At 39.7% G+C, this 18,123-nt stretch carries 11 protein-coding genes, 1 tRNA gene and 1 pseudogene; 11 read left to right on the forward strand and 2 right to left on the reverse strand.

Translation table 11 applies throughout. The features are described from left to right. The first annotated feature begins 68 nt into the window (after window positions 1-68). From pglX (PLL47_RS06785) to PLL47_RS06820, 8 genes and pseudogenes are all read left to right on the forward strand, one after another. Window positions 69-1,931 (forward strand): BREX-1 system adenine-specific DNA-methyltransferase PglX, encoded by a 1,863-nt coding sequence (gene pglX, locus PLL47_RS06785; RefSeq protein WP_324445437.1) that lies wholly within the window; start codon window positions 69-71, stop codon window positions 1,929-1,931. Beyond that, window positions 1,928-3,115 carry a PDDEXK nuclease domain-containing protein gene (locus PLL47_RS06790; RefSeq protein ID WP_324445438.1) on the forward strand — a complete coding sequence of 396 codons (1,188 nt, stop codon included), beginning with the start codon at window positions 1,928-1,930 and terminating at the stop codon, window positions 3,113-3,115. The genes pglX (PLL47_RS06785) and PLL47_RS06790 overlap by 4 nt, the downstream gene beginning before the upstream one ends. Further along, window positions 3,015-4,823 (forward strand): BREX-1 system adenine-specific DNA-methyltransferase PglX, encoded by a 1,809-nt coding sequence (pglX, locus tag PLL47_RS06795; RefSeq protein ID WP_324445439.1) that lies wholly within the window; start codon window positions 3,015-3,017, stop codon window positions 4,821-4,823. The genes PLL47_RS06790 and pglX (PLL47_RS06795) overlap by 101 nt, the downstream gene beginning before the upstream one ends. Continuing rightward, on the forward strand, window positions 4,820-6,196 hold the full coding sequence (locus tag PLL47_RS06800; protein ID WP_324445440.1) for an RNA-binding domain-containing protein: 1,377 nt from the start codon (window positions 4,820-4,822) through the stop codon (window positions 6,194-6,196). The genes pglX (PLL47_RS06795) and PLL47_RS06800 overlap by 4 nt, the downstream gene beginning before the upstream one ends. Window positions 6,197-6,418: 222 nt before the next feature. Next, a complete protein-coding gene (gene pglZ / locus PLL47_RS06805; RefSeq protein WP_324445441.1) occupies window positions 6,419-9,118 on the forward strand; it encodes a BREX-1 system phosphatase PglZ type A in 2,700 nt (899 codons plus the stop codon). A 73-nt stretch (window positions 9,119-9,191) separates the two neighbouring features. Then, a complete protein-coding gene (brxL, locus tag PLL47_RS06810) occupies window positions 9,192-11,240 on the forward strand; it encodes a protease Lon-related BREX system protein BrxL (RefSeq protein WP_324445442.1) in 2,049 nt (682 codons plus the stop codon). A 479-nt stretch (window positions 11,241-11,719) separates the two neighbouring features. Next, window positions 11,720-12,433 (forward strand): annotated as a pseudogene (locus PLL47_RS06815) (IS1 family transposase); the annotation flags it as partial. Window positions 12,434-12,672: 239 nt separating this feature from the next. Next, window positions 12,673-13,926, forward strand: a complete 1,254-nt coding sequence (locus PLL47_RS06820; protein ID WP_324445443.1) for an acyltransferase family protein — start codon at window positions 12,673-12,675, stop codon at window positions 13,924-13,926. 494 nt (window positions 13,927-14,420) lie between these two features. Here PLL47_RS06820 and PLL47_RS06825 read toward each other — a convergent pair. Further along, a tRNA-Ser gene (locus PLL47_RS06825) sits at window positions 14,421-14,505 on the reverse strand. A gap of 149 nt (window positions 14,506-14,654) precedes the next feature. Continuing rightward, window positions 14,655-15,386, reverse strand: a complete 732-nt coding sequence (locus PLL47_RS06830) for a peptidylprolyl isomerase (protein WP_324445444.1) — start codon at window positions 15,384-15,386, stop codon at window positions 14,655-14,657. Window positions 15,387-16,081: 695 nt separating this feature from the next. On the opposite strand from PLL47_RS06830, the gene nikR reads away from it, so the two are divergent. The 3 genes from nikR (at window position 16,082) to PLL47_RS06845 (ending at window position 18,096) form a co-directional block, all read left to right on the forward strand. Further along, a complete protein-coding gene (nikR, locus tag PLL47_RS06835) occupies window positions 16,082-16,504 on the forward strand; it encodes a nickel-responsive transcriptional regulator NikR (protein ID WP_324445445.1) in 423 nt (140 codons plus the stop codon). A 281-nt stretch (window positions 16,505-16,785) separates the two neighbouring features. Beyond that, window positions 16,786-17,271, forward strand: a complete 486-nt coding sequence (locus tag PLL47_RS06840; RefSeq protein ID WP_324445446.1) for a GNAT family N-acetyltransferase — start codon at window positions 16,786-16,788, stop codon at window positions 17,269-17,271. A gap of 273 nt (window positions 17,272-17,544) precedes the next feature. Then, window positions 17,545-18,096 (forward strand): GNAT family N-acetyltransferase, encoded by a 552-nt coding sequence (locus PLL47_RS06845; protein WP_324445447.1) that lies wholly within the window; start codon window positions 17,545-17,547, stop codon window positions 18,094-18,096. The last annotated feature ends 27 nt before the right edge of the window (window positions 18,097-18,123 follow it).

Genomic DNA, 18,123 nt, shown 5'->3' on the forward strand with positions numbered 1-18,123 from the left:
ACCCATCAAATATTATAAGTCATATAAATTTCTCAACCAGTTGAAAAATGAAATCGGGTTCTGGAAATATGGACAAAGCAAAAGTTATCGAATTCTCAAACAAGGTTAGGGACAAGTTAAACGCAGAAGTAAGAAGCCAGGCAGCCTATTACGGAATTTTACCTGAAGAAATCCATGCCGTGGAAGAACATGCCGATTCAGTTATCATTAACGGCAAAGTCTTTAATTCAAGAATCAAAAACCAGCGCTCTCAGCTTGTAAAACAGATCAGGGAAAAGGGCTACGAACAGGTTATGGAAGAAGTAACCTATACATGGTTCAACCGCCTTGTAGCCCTCAAGTTCATGGAGATGAACGGCTGCCTTCCAGACCAGATAAAAGTTTTCACTTCAACTGACCCGAACAAACCCGAACCCGACCTTCTCACAAATGCTCTGAAACTTGACTTCCTGAACCTTAACCAAGATTTTGTGCTTGACCTTAAAGCCGAAAACAAAGACGAAGAGCTTTACAAATATCTGATTCTCAAGCTATGCAATTACCTGAACAAAATAATGCCTTTCCTCTTCGAGAAAATCGAAGACTATACCGAACTCCTTTTCCCTGAAAAGCTCCTGCATACCGGTTCTGTCCTGCATGACCTGAATTCAATTATTCCGGAAGAAGACTGGCAGGAAGTTGAAATCATAGGCTGGATCTATCAGGACTATATTGCCCCGAAGAAGGACAAAGTCTTTGCCGACCTGAAGAAGAATATCAAGATCAGCAAGGAAAATATCCCTGCTGTTACCCAGCTTTTCACCCCTCACTGGATTGTCCGTTATCTTGTGGAAAACTCCCTGGGCCGCCTGTGGATGCTCAACCGCCCGGAATCCAGTCTTGTTGACCGGATGGAGTATTATATAAAGCCGGAACAGCAGGAAACCGATTTTCTGAAAATCAATTCTCCTGAAGAGATCAGGATATGCGATCCTGCCTGTGGTTCTGGGCACATGCTTGTCTATGCTTTTGACCTGCTGTATGCGATTTACGAAGAAGAAGGCTACACTCCTTCCGAGATTCCTGAATTGATCCTGAAGAACAACCTTTTCGGGATCGAGATCGATAAGCGTGCAGGCGAACTTGCAGGTTTTGCGCTTACAATGAAGGCGAGAGGCAAAGACCGCCGCTTTTTCAATAAACAGGTTCAGCCCAATATCTGTATGCTGGAAAACGTTTCTTTTGAGCAGGGAGAACTCGATGCTTACCTAGATGCAGTCGGAAGTGAGCTTTTCACTAACGCTCATAGAGCTACTCTGTCCCAGTTTTCCGAGGCTGATAATTTCGGTTCTCTTATAAGGCCGGCTGCAAAGGATGTATCAGGTCTCTTAAGCCTGCTGGAATCGAAAAACCTTTCCGGCAACCTCTCCCAGCTTTCAACTCATCAGAATGTTATGAAGGCTCTGAAGCAGGCGGATTACCTCAGCCCAAAATACCATGTGGTTATTGCCAACCCGCCGTATATGGGGGGTAAAGGCATGAATAATAGGCTGAGAACATTCTCTCAGGATAATTATCCAGACAGCAAGTCTGACCTCTTTGCCATGTTTATGGAGAGAAATCTGAGTCTTGCTGTGCAAAAAGGCATGGTTTCGATGATTACCATGCAGAGCTGGATGTTCCTTTCGTCCTTTGAAAAACTCCGTGAAAGCATCCTGAACAACGCTACCATTTTAACTATGGCTCATTTTGGAGCACGGGCTTTTGACAGCATAGGAGGGGAGGTAGTTTCAACAACGGCATTTGTTATCGAAAATGCTCATCACAGCGAGTATAAGGGAGCTTATATCAGGCTTGTTGACGGAAGTTGTGAAGCTGAAAAAGATGTACGGCTGCGTGAAGCAATAAGGCAGTCCAGAATCAGGAGCGTCGGCTGCAGGGAGGGAAAATGAAAACAGAGAAGAATAAGGGTACAAAAGGTAAAGCGGCAGGAGTCCAGCCTCAAGACCGCACTCTGTTTGACCGGGTGGCTTCAATTCTCGACCAGGCAAGAGCGAATGCTGTCAGGTCAATCAATAACCAGATGATAATAGCCTACTGGCTGATAGGACGTGAAATCGTTCAGGAACTGCAGAGAGGGGACGAGCGGGCAGAATATGGAAGAAAAGTGCTTGACGATCTCTCTACCATGCTTACTGCGAGGTACGGAAAAGGCTTTTCCGTTACAAACCTGCGTTATTTCAGGTTATTTTATCAGACATATGCTGACAGGGTACCTGAGATTCATCACATGGCGTGTGATGAATTGGACAGCTCAGATGGGAATAAGCAAATTCATCACACGACGTGTGATGAATTGGAAGTCATGAGCCATTCCATTGAAAACAGTGAATGTACCCGGGGATTTTCACCATTCCTGAGCTGGTCGCACTACCGGACATTGACTAAAGTCGAAAACAAGAGTGAACGCCTTTTTTACGAACTTGAAGCCGAGAAAGAAGGCTGGAGCGTTGTAGACCTGCAGCGGCAGATCAATACATTCCTCTTCGCTCGCCTGCTTAAAAGCAGGGACAGGGCGGGCCTTATGGAGTTAACCCGAAAAGGCAACAGCCCGAAGACTCCGGTAGACACGATTAAAGATCCGTACATCCTTGACTTCCTGGCTTTGCCCGACTCCCCTGTCCTTCACGAATCAAGTATAGAAAAAGCCATTATCAGCAACCTTCAGTCCTTCCTTCTCGAATTAGGCAAAGGTTTTGCCTTCATAGGCCGCCAGAAACGCCTTCAGTTCGAAGACGATTTCTTTTACATCGACCTGGTATTTTACAACTGCATTTTGAAATGCTACCTCCTTATTGACCTGAAAATAGGCGAACTAACCCATCAGGACATCGGTCAGATGGACAGCTACGTCCGCATGTTCGACGACAAATACATTACAGAAGGCGACAACCCCACTATCGGCTTAATCCTCTGTTCCAGAAAAAACGAGACCATCGTAAAGTATTCAGTCCTCAACAACAGCAAGCAGCTCTTTGCCTCAAAATACATGCTCTACCTGCCCACAGAAGAAGAACTCAAACGCGAAATCGAACATCACCGCCAGCTACTCGAAGAGAGGGCAAATTATGACTAACGAAAATACATCAAACAACCCCGTGCCTAATTTTTACCTCGCCTCCGCCGCCGACTTCAAGAAGATTCCGGGAAGTCCGATTGCGTATTGGGCACATAGTTCAATACATGATATCTTTGCGAATTCTCATAAACTTGAAGAGTTTGCTGAACCACGACATGGTATGTCTACTGGAAATAACGATGAAATGCTACGATTGTGGTATGAAGTGAGCATAAAAGAAATTGGTTTTAATTACGATGACCATTCTGACTTTTTAAAGAGTTCATGTAAATGGACACCATATAATAAGGGAGGAAGCAAGCGTAAATGGTATGGAAACAACGATTATATCCTTCGATATGATGCGTATGGAGTTGGTAAGCTAAAAACATTTTCAGGGTTTAGGATAGATAGCAAACAATATTTCTTCCAGCCTGGTATAACATGGAGTTCTTTAACAAGTAGCCATTTTCATGCAAGAGCTTTTGAAAAAGGATTTGTGTTTGATGCGAAAGGTCAATCTTGTTTCCTTAATGAAGAATATAGAGATGAAAGATACAATTTATTGGGTTATCTTAATTCATCTCTTTCAAACTACTTATTAGGACTTTTATCACCTACTTTGGACTATAATTCTGGAATTATTCGAAAGCTTCCAATAAAATCTAAAATCCTAAATTATCCAGAAATAAGAAATCTTGTGTTCAATATGGTTCAATTGTCTATTGAAGAATGGGACTCCCGAGAAACCAGCTGGGACTTCATAACCAGTGAACTTTTAAAACACAAGACTTCAAACAAAATAGAAGATGCATACAATAAATATTGTAACTATTGGAAGAATAAATTCTTTGAACTTCACGAAAATGAAGAAAAACTAAACAAAATTTTCATCGATATATATAATCTTGAAAATGAGCTTAGTCCAAAGGTATCACTTGAAGAAATTACCCTACTTAGTGATGAAACCGAAATTAAAAACAAAGAAATATTCTTCAAAAAGGATGTCATCATAAAGCAATTAATTTCTTACGCTGTCGGCTGCATGTTCGGAAGATATTCGCCTGAAAAAGAAGGGCTGATCCTTGCAAATCAGGGAGAAAAGCTGGCTGATTTTAAAGAAAAAGTTCCTGAAGCTTCTTTCCTGCCGGACGAAGACAATATCATCCCGATTCTTGATGATGAGTATTACACTGATGACATTGTCGGCAGGTTCAAGGAGTTCTTGAAGTTCACTTTTGGAGCGGAGACTCTTTCAGAAAATCTGGACTTTATTGCAGGGGCGCTTTCAAAGAAGAATGAAGCTCCTGAAAAGGTTATCCGGAATTATTTCCTGAGGGATTTCTACAGCGATCATGTGAAAATGTATAAGAAGAGACCGATTTACTGGCTCTTTACTTCAGGGAAAGATAAGGTGTTCAATGCGCTCGTTTACATGCACAGGTACGATAAAACTACTCTGGCGAAGATGAGAATTGATTATCTGCTGGACTTTGAATCGAAGCTGGATGCTCAGAGGTCGCTTCTGGAAAAAGAAATTGCTGAGAATTCCAAGAATAGTGGAAAAGCCGAGTCAGAACTTGCTAAACTTAATAAAAAGATCAATGAGCTCGTTAAGTATGATGAACTTTTAAAGAATAAAGCGGATCAGATGATTGAGATTGATCTGGATGATGGGGTTGTGGTGAATTATAAGAAGTTTGAGGGGCTGGTGGGGAAGATATGAACCTTCAAACCCTTATCAAATCCGGCGAATCCGAAACTCTTGAATTCAAAGAAAAATTCGATGACAGAACCGTAGAATCAGCCGTAGCTTTTGCCAATGCAAAAGGTGGAATGATCCTTATAGGGGTTTCTGATAAAGGAAACATCACCGGAGTAGATATTGGAAAAGAGACTTTGGCTAAATGGGCAAACCAGATCTCAGACAAAACCGAACCACAGCTTATCCCTGAAATCGAGGTGATCGAATTTGAGGGAAAGAAGGTTGTAGTGGTAAATGTCCCTGAATACCCTATAAAACCCGTATCTGTCCGGGGAAGGTGTTTCAAACGGGTAAATAACAGCAACCGGAGTATGAATTCGCAGGAAATTGCAGAAATGCACCTGCAATCTACCGGAATGAGCTGGGATAGGTTTCCAGCGGCTGGAAAGTCTCTTGAAGATCTTGACCTTGAAAAGGTCAGGAGATATATCCGAAAGGCAAAAGCTTCTGGAAGAAAAGGATTTGGAGAAGAGGAAGACCCTATCCAGGTGCTCGAAAAAATGGAACTTGTAACAGATGGGAAGCCTACCTGGGCTGCAGGACTCCTGTTCTGCAAGGATGGAAGACGTTTTCTTTCCCAGGCTGTAATCCACTGTGGACGGTTCAAGGACCAGACTCTCGTGATTGATGACCGGCTGATTGAAGGTACGCTCTTTGAACAGGTCGAAGAAGCCATGGGTTTTGTCAGGAAGAATACCAGCGTTAAATTCGTAATGACTGGAAAGCCAGAGAGAGAAGAGGTATGGGACTACCCGTTAGAAGCTATCAGGGAAGCAGTTGTAAATGCGGTTTGCCACAGGGACTATACGGCTCTGGCTCATATTGAGATCCGGATCTATGAGAATGAACTGATTGTATGGAGCCCCGGAGGTCTGCCTCTCGGCCTTACAATGGAAGACCTTTTCAAGTCTCATGCCTCGAAACTGAGGAACAAAGGAATAGCAGAAGTATTCTTTGATACCAGAATAATCGAGCAGTGGGGCAGCGGAATAGAGAAGATGCAAAATTACTGCAGAGAAGCAGGGCTTCCTGAGCCGGTTTTTGAAGAGTATCAGGGTTTCAGAGTAACCTTCAAGAAAGAAGTTCTCAATGAAGAGTATCTCAGAGGACTCGGGCTAAACGAGAGACAAATCAAGGCTGTGCTCTACGTAAAAGAGAAAGGAAAGATTACAAATAAAGAATATCAGGAAATATCAAACACAATTAAGAGAACGGCTTCTCGGGACCTTGCAGAATTAGTTTCCTTAAAAATACTTGAACAAATCGGCACTACAGGAAAAGGAACAGAATATGTTTTATCGGGAGCCTTAAGTGAAAAAGGGGATATCATCTAAAGGGGACAAAGGGGACATAAAGGGGACATAAAGGGGACAAACACGCCATAATTAAGCAATAATCACGTCAAACAAGCCATAATCAAAGACATAAAAAACCACTATCAAGCCAGCTAAATCATAAACAAAGCCGTACAAAGCCTCAGAAATGCTGCATTAAAGCCGCAAAAAAGTTAATTTCCTCAATAATTCAAAGCAAATAATCATAGGATCTGGATTTTCATGGTCAACGTAGAAAAAACCAGTAACAGTATACTCAAAAAATTTTCCCCTTCAGAACTGAAAGACTATGAGAAAAGAAAAATAGTATTCTGGTACGACAGAGATAAAACTGCCTGGGATCAGGAGAAGAATGCTCCCGGAGAAGAGCTTGAAGAAATAATACAGATCCTGAAAGAAAACAATATCAAATTCCATATCCTTGACAACAACTATTTTGAGACCAAAAAACTCCTTGAAATTGAAGATCCTGAGTCAAATTATTTAATCTACTGCCCGGATAAAGAGAGAGCACACGAATCTAACTGGCTTTTTGATATTCAGCTCTATTCGTCCAGATTCGAAAACAGCCGGATTTCGGACATCAAGAGCGAGTTTGAGATTGACGGACATGAACTGGACGACTTCTTCACTAAATATGAGAAATTCTTTGGCAACCAGAAAGAAAGAGTTCAGCCTTTAAAGAAGCTCCACCAGAAAGACTGGCGCGAAAAAGAGTTTATTCTGGGAATGCTGGCTGTTTTTTCAAAAACGCAGGCTCCTGAATTCAAACAGATTGTAAGGGATATCATGCTCAAATCCCTGGATGAGTCTGAAAACCCGGCGTGGGAGAATATCTCAAAGTTCGGGCTGGAGGAAAACTTCTGGGAACTTGCAGAAGAAAACTTTGGATTTTCGGCAAAAAATCCTACTCTGAAAAAGCTTTTCCTTAGCTTCCTGATCACACACATGAAGCGGTATTCAGGGATTTCCCTTTCAGGCTACGACCAGTATTTGAACAGAAAAGAAAACGAGTGCCAGATCTTCCTCAAGCACTGGATGGACAGCTCACGGGATTCCAAAATATTTGAGAAATTTACAAGAGACATCCTTGAAGAAAATGGTCAGGACCTGGAAAAGAACCTGCAGACAGCGCTTGATAAAAGAGATGTAAAGACTTATCTTGAAGCCGAAGCTGTTGAGACATTTGATAAAGCATTAATTGTTCACATACTCAAATCCCTGAACAGTCCTGTAGATCCAACAGAAGAAGACTTCAAAAACTATCTTTCCTGGATCGATAGCCGCCGGACAAAGCACTGGTTTTCCGAATATGAGAATATCTACAACGCGCTGGAACATGCAATTAAGCTCTTCCAGTTTGCTCGGGAACACTATGATAATCCAAAAGCAGCTGATGCGCTTGAAAATACACGCAGTTTATATGAGTTATTCAAAGCTTATGCTGAAACTTACTACCAGATCGATTACCTCTATAGAAAATTCTACTTTTACTATGATAAAGAGCAGGAAAAGGATATCCTGAAAAAGAATCTCAGGCCTCAGGTTGAAGACCTTTATGCCAACAAGCTTCTCGGAAAACTGTTGTTAAAATGGAGCAGCCTTATCGAATTAGATCTCAAGGGGCAGTGGAAAATTGAGCTTGCAGAAAGCCAGAATGACTTCTACAAACAGCATGTAAACAGGATCTTGCAAAAAGATGACAGAAGCAAAGTTGCAGTTATTATTTCTGATGCACTGCGTTATGAAGCTGCTGTCGAGCTCTTTGAAAACCTGAACAAAGACACATGGGGACTCATTGATCTTGATTTCATGGCAGGCGTTTTACCTTCATATACTAAGCTGGGAATGGCAAGTTTGCTGCCACATAATACTCTGGAATATAAAGGGAGAGAAATTTTTGTAGACGGTATAAGTTCTGAAGGGCTTGAAAAAAGGAATAAAATCCTGCAGAGTAAATATGAAGATTCACTTGCATTTAATTATGAAGACTTCATGAGGTACAGCCGGGAAGAAGCCAGAGAACTCATCAAAGGAAAAAGAGTCCTTTACATATACCACAATAAAATAGATTCAACTGGGGATAAACAGTCCTCAGAGAATAGCGTTTTCAGTGCTGTAGAAGAAACAATTGTTGAAATTAAGAAACTTGTCAAGCACTTGAGTGATACTTTAAACACCACAAATATCATTGTCACAGCAGATCACGGTTTCCTGTATAGAAGAGACGATATGGAAAGTGCAGATAAAGTGGATACCTCATTATTTGACAAATCCCGCATAATTGACACAACAAAGAGATTTATCCTGAGTGACCAGGAACTTGCACTGGGTAATTCACTGGATAACATACACGGATTTGACATGCGCTATATGCTCGGGCAGGACCATTCCCCTCTTTTTGCCTATGTCCCTAAAGCAGACCTCAGGTTCAAACTTCAGGGCGGTGGGCTCAATTTCGTGCACGGAGGAGCTTCCCCTCAGGAGATTGTAATTCCAGTTCTGACATATAACCATAGGCGGAATGAAAAGGCTATTGATAAGAGGGGTATCAAGCACGGTAAGGTCAATGTCTCGGTAATAAACGACCGGAGAAAGATCACAAGCAGCAAGTTTAAAGTAAAGATTTTCCAGACTGAAAAAGTAACCGATAAAATGAAACCCCGCACCATCAAAGTTTCTCTATGGGATATTGATGGTGGGCAGGAAAAAATGGTCAGTGACGAAAAAATAATTATTGTCAATAACGAATCCGATGAGCCAGAAGAAAGGCAGTATAATATCATTCTCACCCTCGGAAACAATCTTGAAAACAAAACGTATTACCTCAGGCTGATTGACGAAGACCTGGCTGAAATAAAAGATATTGCACGGATTCCATTCGAACTTGACCTTCTGATTGGCGACTTTGATGACTTTTAATTGAAAAGTAAATTATGCTCAAAAATTCGGGATAAAAAGAGTGTAGGGATATTGTAATAGGGACAGGATAAAAATGACCGAAGAATCTCTTGAGACAGCAAGCCTCGAAACCGACAGAAAATTAGTCAAGTATTTCCCTGGCAGAGTTGTACGAAAAGACCTTACAAAATTGCTGAAAGTAGGGCACAATGTCCCTGTCTACGTGCTGGAATACCTGCTTGGCTCTTACTGTGCCGATGATGACGAAGAAGTGATTCAGGAAGGCATCCAGATAGTCAAAAATATCCTGTCCCAGAACTATGTCCGGCCAGATGAAGCCGAAAAGATCAAGTCAAGGATCCGTGAGACGGGCTACTATACGGTTATTGACAAAATCACAGTCACACTCAATGAAAGGAGAGACATATACGAAGCTACTTTCTCCAATCTCGGGCTCAAAAGCATTGAGATCGACTCTGACTATGTCATAAAATACGACAAGCTTCTCGGCGGCGGCATCTGGTGCATGATCAAGATGGAATACTCCACAGAATCAGCTTCTTCGCCATTCATTATCTCCAGTTTAAAACCCATCCAGATCCCGAATGTGAACATCCAGGAGATCCTGGTTGAAAGAAAGAACTTCACTAAAGATGAATGGATCGATGTCCTGATGAGGAGCATCGGGATGGAGCCTACCCAGCTCGAAACTTCCACAAAATGGCATATGCTCGAAAGGCTTGTTCCTCTTGTTGAAAATAACTATAACCTCTGTGAGCTCGGCCCGAAAAGCACAGGAAAATCTCACGTTTATAAGGAAATATCCCCAAACACCATCCTGATGTCCGGAGGACAGACTACAGTTGCAAATCTTTTCTACAACATGGGAACCCGACAGATAGGGCTTGTTGGGTTCTGGGACGTTGTGGCATTTGATGAAGTTGCAGGAATCCGTTTCAAAGACAAGGATGGAATACAGATCCTTAAAGACTACATGGCTTCAGGCTCTTTTGCAAGGGGAAAAGAGCAAAAGAATGCGAATGCTTCCATTGTTTTTGTTGGAAATGTCAACCAGAGTATTGAATCCTTATTAAAGACCTCAAACCTGTTCTCTCCCTTCCCGGAAGCCATGAACAGTGATACCGCCTTTTTCGACAGGATGCACTATTACATCCCTGGCTGGGAAATCCCTAAGTTCAGACCTGAACACTTTACGGACAGGTATGGATTCATAGTTGACTATATTGCAGAATTCTTCAGGGAAATGAGGAAGAGGTCCTACGCCGACAACATAAACAGGTTCTTTAAGCTGGGGAACAACCTGAATCAGCGTGATGTGATTGCTGTTAAAAAGACCTTCTCAGGCCTTATGAAACTTATTTACCCGGATGAGAATATCACCAGAGAACAGGCGCAGGAGATCCTTGAGTATGCTCTTGTTGGAAGGAGGCGTGTGAAAGAGCAGCTTAAAAAAATAGGAGGGATCGAGTTCTTCGATGTCAATTTCTCCTATATTGACAATGAGAACCTGAAAGAATCATTCGTGTCCGTACCAGAAAGCGGTGGAAACAAGATCATTCCTGCAGGCATTACAAAACCTGGAGAAGCCTATGCTGTTGCAGCTACCGAATCCGGCAAGATAGGCATCTACAAATTTGAAGTCCAAGTAGTTGCAGGCTCGGGAAAATACGAAAAATCAGGTACAGGCTCAAATACTCAGACCAAGGAATCTATAAAAACAGCATTCAATTACTTCAAAGCCAATGCAAAATCCATAAGCCAGAGCATATCTGTAAAAGAAAAAGACTACTTTTTGCACGTCCAGGACCTCTACGGAGTTGGCATGTCAGAAGAACTTGCCCTTCCAGCTTTCATCAGCCTTTGCTCCGGAGCACTGGAAAGGTCGCTTCAGGAACAGACTGCAATTCTAGGGAGTATGACAATCGGAGGATCTGTAGGTGTACTTGAAAATCTTGCTGGTCTTTTGCAGGTTTGCCTCGATGCCGGTGCAAAAAGAGTAATGATTCCGATTTCTTCTGCAGGCAAGATTGCGACAGTGCCACCAGATCTTTTCAGCAAATTCCAGATTTCGTTTTATGAGGACCCTATTGACGCGGTTTATAAATCGATGGCTTTGATTTAATTTATTGAATTAAACTGCAGAAGACTGCAGGCACAAATTAACTCTACTTGTTTCACAAATATAGGAGACTTACTCATTTTTCTAAACGGCAGTAGGAGTTTAAACTTACACACTTGAAATGAAAAACCAGGTTCAATAGACTTTATGTTTTAAATCATTATTTTGCATAGTTAAAGGTTTAAAGCTATTGTTTCTCAGTTCCATTTTATAAATCCTAACAGATTAAGATTAGGAAAAAGTTTTGTGAGAACATTTCTTAGATCTTTTCTGAACTCAGACCACTCCTTTTCATTTGTCAAGTCGTATGATAGCTTTATCGATGTAATATAAAGCGGTACACTTCTTTTTCCTTCATTTTCCAGGTTATAATAAAAAGTTCTTGGCTCTCTCAATTCAGTATCTGGATAAAGGAGCATTGAACTAATAGCATCTTTCTTTGTCACATAGGCATACATTTGATACATATCAGCCTGTGACACAATGTGGAAGTGTCAAGGGTAGAAATGGATGAACTATGGGTAATAATCAAAAAAATATTCCCACGAATGAAAAATTATGAAGATGATGGGCCCTGGATATGGGTAGCTTTTGCACCAGGTTGCAGCTTAATACTTGATTTCGTAATAGGGCCAAGAAAACAGTATGTTGCAGACAAACTGGTTGAGTTAACTATTAAGCATCTGTCTGATAAAATCCCTCTTTTTGTTACAGATGGACTGAAATTTTATAGAGAATCTCTTTTAAAACAATTTGGAATTATGAAAGAGTTTCCCTAATACTGGGAAAAAAGGAAAACTAAAGAAACCAAAAGTAGTTCCTAACGACGATTTAAGGTATGCGCAGGTAGTTAAAATAAGAAAAAATGGAGTACTTGAAAAAGTAGAGAAGAAGGTCATCTTTGGAAAAGACATTGAACAAAGCGAAATCTCAACAACTTTAATTGAAAGACAAAACCTGACTTTTAGACAGGATAACAACAGAGTGTCAAGGAAAACGATAGGGTTTTCAAAAATCAAAGAATGGTTAGAGAAACAGATGAAGCTATATTGCACACATTTTAACTTCTGTAGAGGGCATGGAGGGCTAAGGTAGAGTGCAAAAACACTCCAGCAAGAGAAGCAGGGATTATAGACTCAAAATGGACTTTTAAAGAATTGATGAGATTCAGGTGTTTTAAAACACCAGTCGAATAAAGATGGACCATCAACAGCTCAATACCAATGGATATTGAAACCCGCTTAAAATCATATTGCGGAATAGTAACTTTTTCGCTGATTTTGAAGTTCTAACATTTCGCAATTTATATATATTGTAATTGTAATTATGTGCCGTAATGTGAGCTCAAAACCGTTATCTGATATTGGAATTAGCTCCTTCTCTTTATTAAATTGACTTCTGGGTTTATTAAACATATATATAGGGTAGGATATCAATGAAAAATAAAATAATTGCATTTGACTTTTTAAGGGCGTTAGCGATAATTATGATTATTCCGGCGCATTTGAGTAACTTTCTGTTTTCAACTTATGGCAAGTTAATGCTTTATGCCTTTGACCCTTACTTTGCGAATATGGGTCTGGGGCTTTTCATATTTATGAGTGGATACCTGTTATATTACAACAATCACTCGATAAACTCGCTTGAAAATGTATTTGATTTCTACAAAAAAAGGCTTCTTAGAATCTATCCCCTCTATTGGGCTGCACTTTTCGTATTTGTAATGGTATTTTTTATATTTGCTCCCAGACTGGATTCAGGTTTTGTATTTCCTGATTCGGAAAATGTGTTCAGTCTCTACAATGTACTTGTACACGTCCTGGGGCTGCAAATTCTGCTTGCTCCGGCTTATGCCACTCCAATGTTAACTCTTTATTTTGTGGGCTTGATTGTTATTTTCTATGCCATTTATCCGTTTATTATCATGTACTCAAAGAATACAAAACAGATCCTGATCTCCTCATTTTTCGTATACGCTGGTTTCTTTTTAATCTCAAAAACTTTCGGTATTATTGATCACCGTTTCTTCATGTTTTTCCTTATTTTTGTGTTTGGAGTCCTTGCATGCAGGGAAAAGCTGTTCGAAAAAGTCGAAAGAATACCTGGGAAGATGCCTTTTGTTCAGATCCTGCTTTCAGTTCTTCCGGTTATCTTCGTGCTGGTAATTGTTCTGGGTCTGAGAAGTTCAATGTTTCTGGATCCGAAAATCTCCGTTACCATTGAAACCGGCAGCGGGATTATCGGCTCTTCTACGGTAAGATCCATAATGGACAGTATAGCGGGCTTCCTGGGTGTCAATTCTCTTCTTATACAATTTATTATGGAAACGGCACTGCTCAATTTTTTTATGATAATTTTCTGTGCTTTTGAGTATTCGCTTGCCATGAGCTTTGTCAATGATAAATTTTCAGGTTCTTTAAATTCGTTCTTTACGAACATTGCTGCATCTTCTTACTGTGTTTATTTATTCCACAGACCGTTTTTTGCTCTCTGGAACTCGGGAACAAATTTCATAAGTTCTCCAATTTTACGTGATATTATTATGCTGTTTGTGGCTATTCCCCTTTTATTTTTCATTTCATACCATATCCAGAAAATCGAATTAAACCTGAAGGGCAATTTCTCGCCAAGGAGATTCCACAGAAAGAAATTGCCTCACTCAGGATTTATTGTGCATTCAGGTAAATGAGAATAATAAAGGGAATAGAGAAAATCGGCTAATCATAGAAGAGACAAACCATAAAAGGTCTTATTAAAATAAGAGTATAAAATAAGAGTACAAAAAGCGTCTATTCACTTTACTAGAAAATTTTAAATATTATAAAAATAATTAAGAAATTACAAGTTATATATAACTTGGAAAAACGGAAAAACGGTTTTTAGATTACAGGATGTCCAGATATTGGGCAAAAGTCCTGGCTCTTATTTCTTATTTTTTCGGGTTTTTATTAAGTATGTTTAATGCATCTGTAAACTGGATAAATATATTTTTAATTAATAGCTTCGGTTCTTAGAAATAATCTTCATACCTGAAGTACCAATTAAATAGCAGGTCCTGAAGATCAGAATTACATCCTGGTCTTAATCAGTAATTATCAGGTGTTCTAAACTGAAATTAAATTGACGTCGTCTGCATCAAAGAATAAAAAACAGTTAATTTCTGAAGATGACGACAAAAATATACGCTGAGGGGGAGATTCGAACTCCCGTAGCGCGTAGCGCTACCGGTTTTCAAGACCGGCGCCGTGGTCCGCTGGGCTACCTCAGCATGTTGAAAGCATGAATTCTTCTGGCTTTCCGGATAAATCTGGCAGGTTGCCCTGACATTCCGGGGAGCGTATACAGAGAACCTGATTATTATATATAAAATTTGCGAAGAGAAAGAACTCTTCGCTTTTCTGTAAAGTACAGATAGATTTATTCCTGGGATTCTGAAGGCTCTTCTTCAGCTTCGACTTCAGGCTCTTCAGGTGCAGGAACTTCGGATTCGGCTGTGAGCTTTTCGATGAGCTGAACCTCCTTGAGTCCAGCATACTTGAAGAGCTCGGATGCAAATCTATTCTTTGCCATGAGCCAGCGCTGGTTGAAGGTCAGGTTGGTGGGAATATAAATTTTTGCGGCGCCATCAGCTATTTCAACTTCCAAGTCACGCATACCTATATAGAGGCCGAGAAGACCCTGTATTTTCTCTACATCATCTTCAAGAAGTTTTTCAATGGTGTACTCGTAGGTAACGGTCTTACCTGCAAGAGGGCTGTTAAAGTCTATAGTGACCCTGCGGCCTATTACCCTGCTGACAACTCCTCTCCTGCCGTCAATCTCTACAGGCATGCCTGGATGAACATTTCTGTTCTGAAGCTTTGTTATGGAAACGGTCTCGATGAGCTTGGGATTAATGGGACCGAATGCCTTTTCTGGGGGAATTAATATTGTACCGGAATAACCGACTTCCTTTCCTTCAAGATCCTCGTCAAGACCCTCAATGGTGTGGCCGGCGCCGGCAATAACGACATCTCCGCCGTAAAGCCCGCGGGGGTTAAATATCTCTTCCTTTTTGGCAAGTTCTTCATCTGTTGTATCGAAAATCCTGCCGTCTTCAAACTTACCTGTATAGTTTAACTTTATGAAATCGCCTTTCTGGATTGCCATAATTCTCAACTCTTTTATTTAATTAATTCTCTTTTATTTAATTAATTATATTTGATAAGCAAGGAATTATCCTTTATAGCTAAATTCAGGATTATTCAAAGTAAACGCGTTCCACGCTATAGAACTCTGGCTTTAATAAGCTTTTTGGGAATCAACAGAGTTAATCGAAACTTCACAGTTTATTGCAAAAATCTTTGCCTGTAAAAAATTGCATCAAAACCAATATCTATCGACATTAAATTTAACATAGAAAATAAATTTATTGTGCAGAAGAAAGGAAAAATCGTTTTCACTTTTGCTTTTGAAAGTTACCTTTTTGGAAAGAGCCGCTTTTCTGTCATTACTGCAAGGCAGGGATGAGGGTTGTGCAGGAGGGATTTTTCTCCTGGCAGGCAGGATTATCTCCCAAATTAAATTTTTTTATCAATCCTTTATCACTCTCATTCCTGAACAAAAATCCATTTCAGAGTCTATTTATCTCATCTATTTATCTTCGTCCTTTTATACTCATTCTCTTCATTTTTATGTATCTAAATACAATAAAATGTTAAATATACCCAGGGATATTATATTTACTGGGGTCAGGAAACATATAATGGATTTTATCTGTTTGGTCAGATTGTTTTTTTAATTCAGCTGGATCGCTGACGTCATTAAAACCTGACAGAAAGGATTTTCACTTTCAGGAGGGGTACATGGAAAAGAGACTTATGAGAATAGGAATTTCTCTTCCAGGGGAGCTTCTTGATAAATTTGATAAAACTCTTATGAAGAGAGGATATTCCTCTCGTTCGGAAGGAATAAGGGATGCTATAAGGACATATAACCAGCACTATGAATGGATGCAGCAGATAAAAGGTTCAAGGGCTGCAACAATTTCTATCGTATACGATTGTTCCAAAAAAGGCGTAACAAACACCCTGGCAGAGATACAGCATGAGTACATGGATATGATAGACTCCTCCGTCCATTTCCATATGGAGGACAATCTCTGTTTTGAAGTTATAATAATGAAGGGGGAAGGAGAGAAAATTGTAGAACTTGCCCAGAGAATCCTGAGTATAAAAGGAGTCAAGCATTCAAGGCTGACGACCGTACCTGAAGAGAAAAATGAATAATTGATATCTAGAATAGGGATTATCTGGCTGTACAGGTGGTTTAATTCCATCTACTGTTACTTTTATGATACGGATTTTTGATTAAAAAGCAAAAAAGGGGTTTTCAGTTCTGATATCCGGTTTATGCGACTTTTACAGTACGCGACTTATTTAATTATTTCAGACTCGATAACTCGGAGAAAGATATGGGTCTCACAAATATTCATGTAAAACCCTGTATATTTTTCAGAACTATAAGTAACGTACTAAGTAACGTAGTTCACGACACAGCAGGGGCTTATATGTTGAATGGCTGGAAGCAAATAGAAAAAGAAAATATCGAGATTGTTAATGATACCATGCTTCCAGAAATCCTTAGAATTCAGGCAGAAGGATTCAGGGACAATAGAGGGAGAGATATTGTAAGAAATTCTAAGAAATTCAGAGAGATTTTTTATGTAATCAGGAGTCAGGATAAAATAATCGGCTACTGCGCATACTACCTGAAACCGAATTTTTCAATTATGGGGATCGGCAAAAAATCCGTAATTTATTCAATCGCAGTTGATAGGGAATTCAGAAACAGGGGGTTTGGCAGGAGGCTTCTGGAAGAGAGCATAAAGGAAATGAAGCTAAACGGTGTGTCAGCTATTCTCCTGTATGTGAGTGTAAATAATATCCCTGCTATAAGAATATATGAAAAAGCAGGTTTTTCGGTAGTCAAAGAAGTAAATAACATATGTGGGCAAGAAGAGAAATGCTATAAAATGGAACTGAAACTTATTTGATTCATTTTCGTATTTTTCCTGAGTCTGACCTTCCCAGCACAACATTTCAATACTAATTTATATGTGAAAATGTTTCATATGATAACTTTTTTATGGTAGTGATTTTTAGGTATTGTACGGTATATTTTCTTACAGTTATTATTCTATCATTTTAAAAATTCAAAGATTACGTTTAAAATCAAAATTTGTTTACTTTCAGTTAAAAGGTGACTCAATATAAAATTTGTTTACTTTCCGCTTAAAGGTGATTCTATATATCCGATAACGATTTATATGAAATTTGTTTCGTTCCTGGAAGGTTTCAAGAAACTGCTGCGTGATACTGTCGGGTCTCATCTACTAAAAAAATGGAAGATTATTGAGAAAGAAAATATTGTTCCTGTAGATGATAATATGCTTCCGGAGGTTCTTAGAATTCATTCAGAGGCATTTGATAGTAAGAACCAGAAAAATTTTATAAAATACTCAAAGAAGCTAAGGGAAATCTTTTACGTATATAAGATCCAAGATGAAATTGCAGGCTACTGCGCATATTACCTGAAACCGGAACTTTCATTCAATGGTCTGAGAATAAAATCTGTAATTTATTCAATTGCAACCGACAATAAATTCCGGGGAAAAGGGTACGGAAGGAAGCTTCTTGAAGAAAGCATAAAGGAAATGAAACTGAACGGAATATACTCTATTCTGCTGTATGTTAATGTAAAGAATACCCCTGCCATAAATTTGTACGAAAAAATGGGTTTTCAGATAATCGAAAAAATAGATAACATATGCGGCCAGAATGAGAAGTGCTATATTATGGAGTTAAAACTTGTCCATTAATTCTCCTGCTATTTTTTAACTATTTCC

This window comes from Methanosarcina sp. (genome assembly GCF_035390745.1).
In the GTDB taxonomy this organism is placed as follows: domain Archaea; phylum Halobacteriota; class Methanosarcinia; order Methanosarcinales; family Methanosarcinaceae; genus Methanosarcina.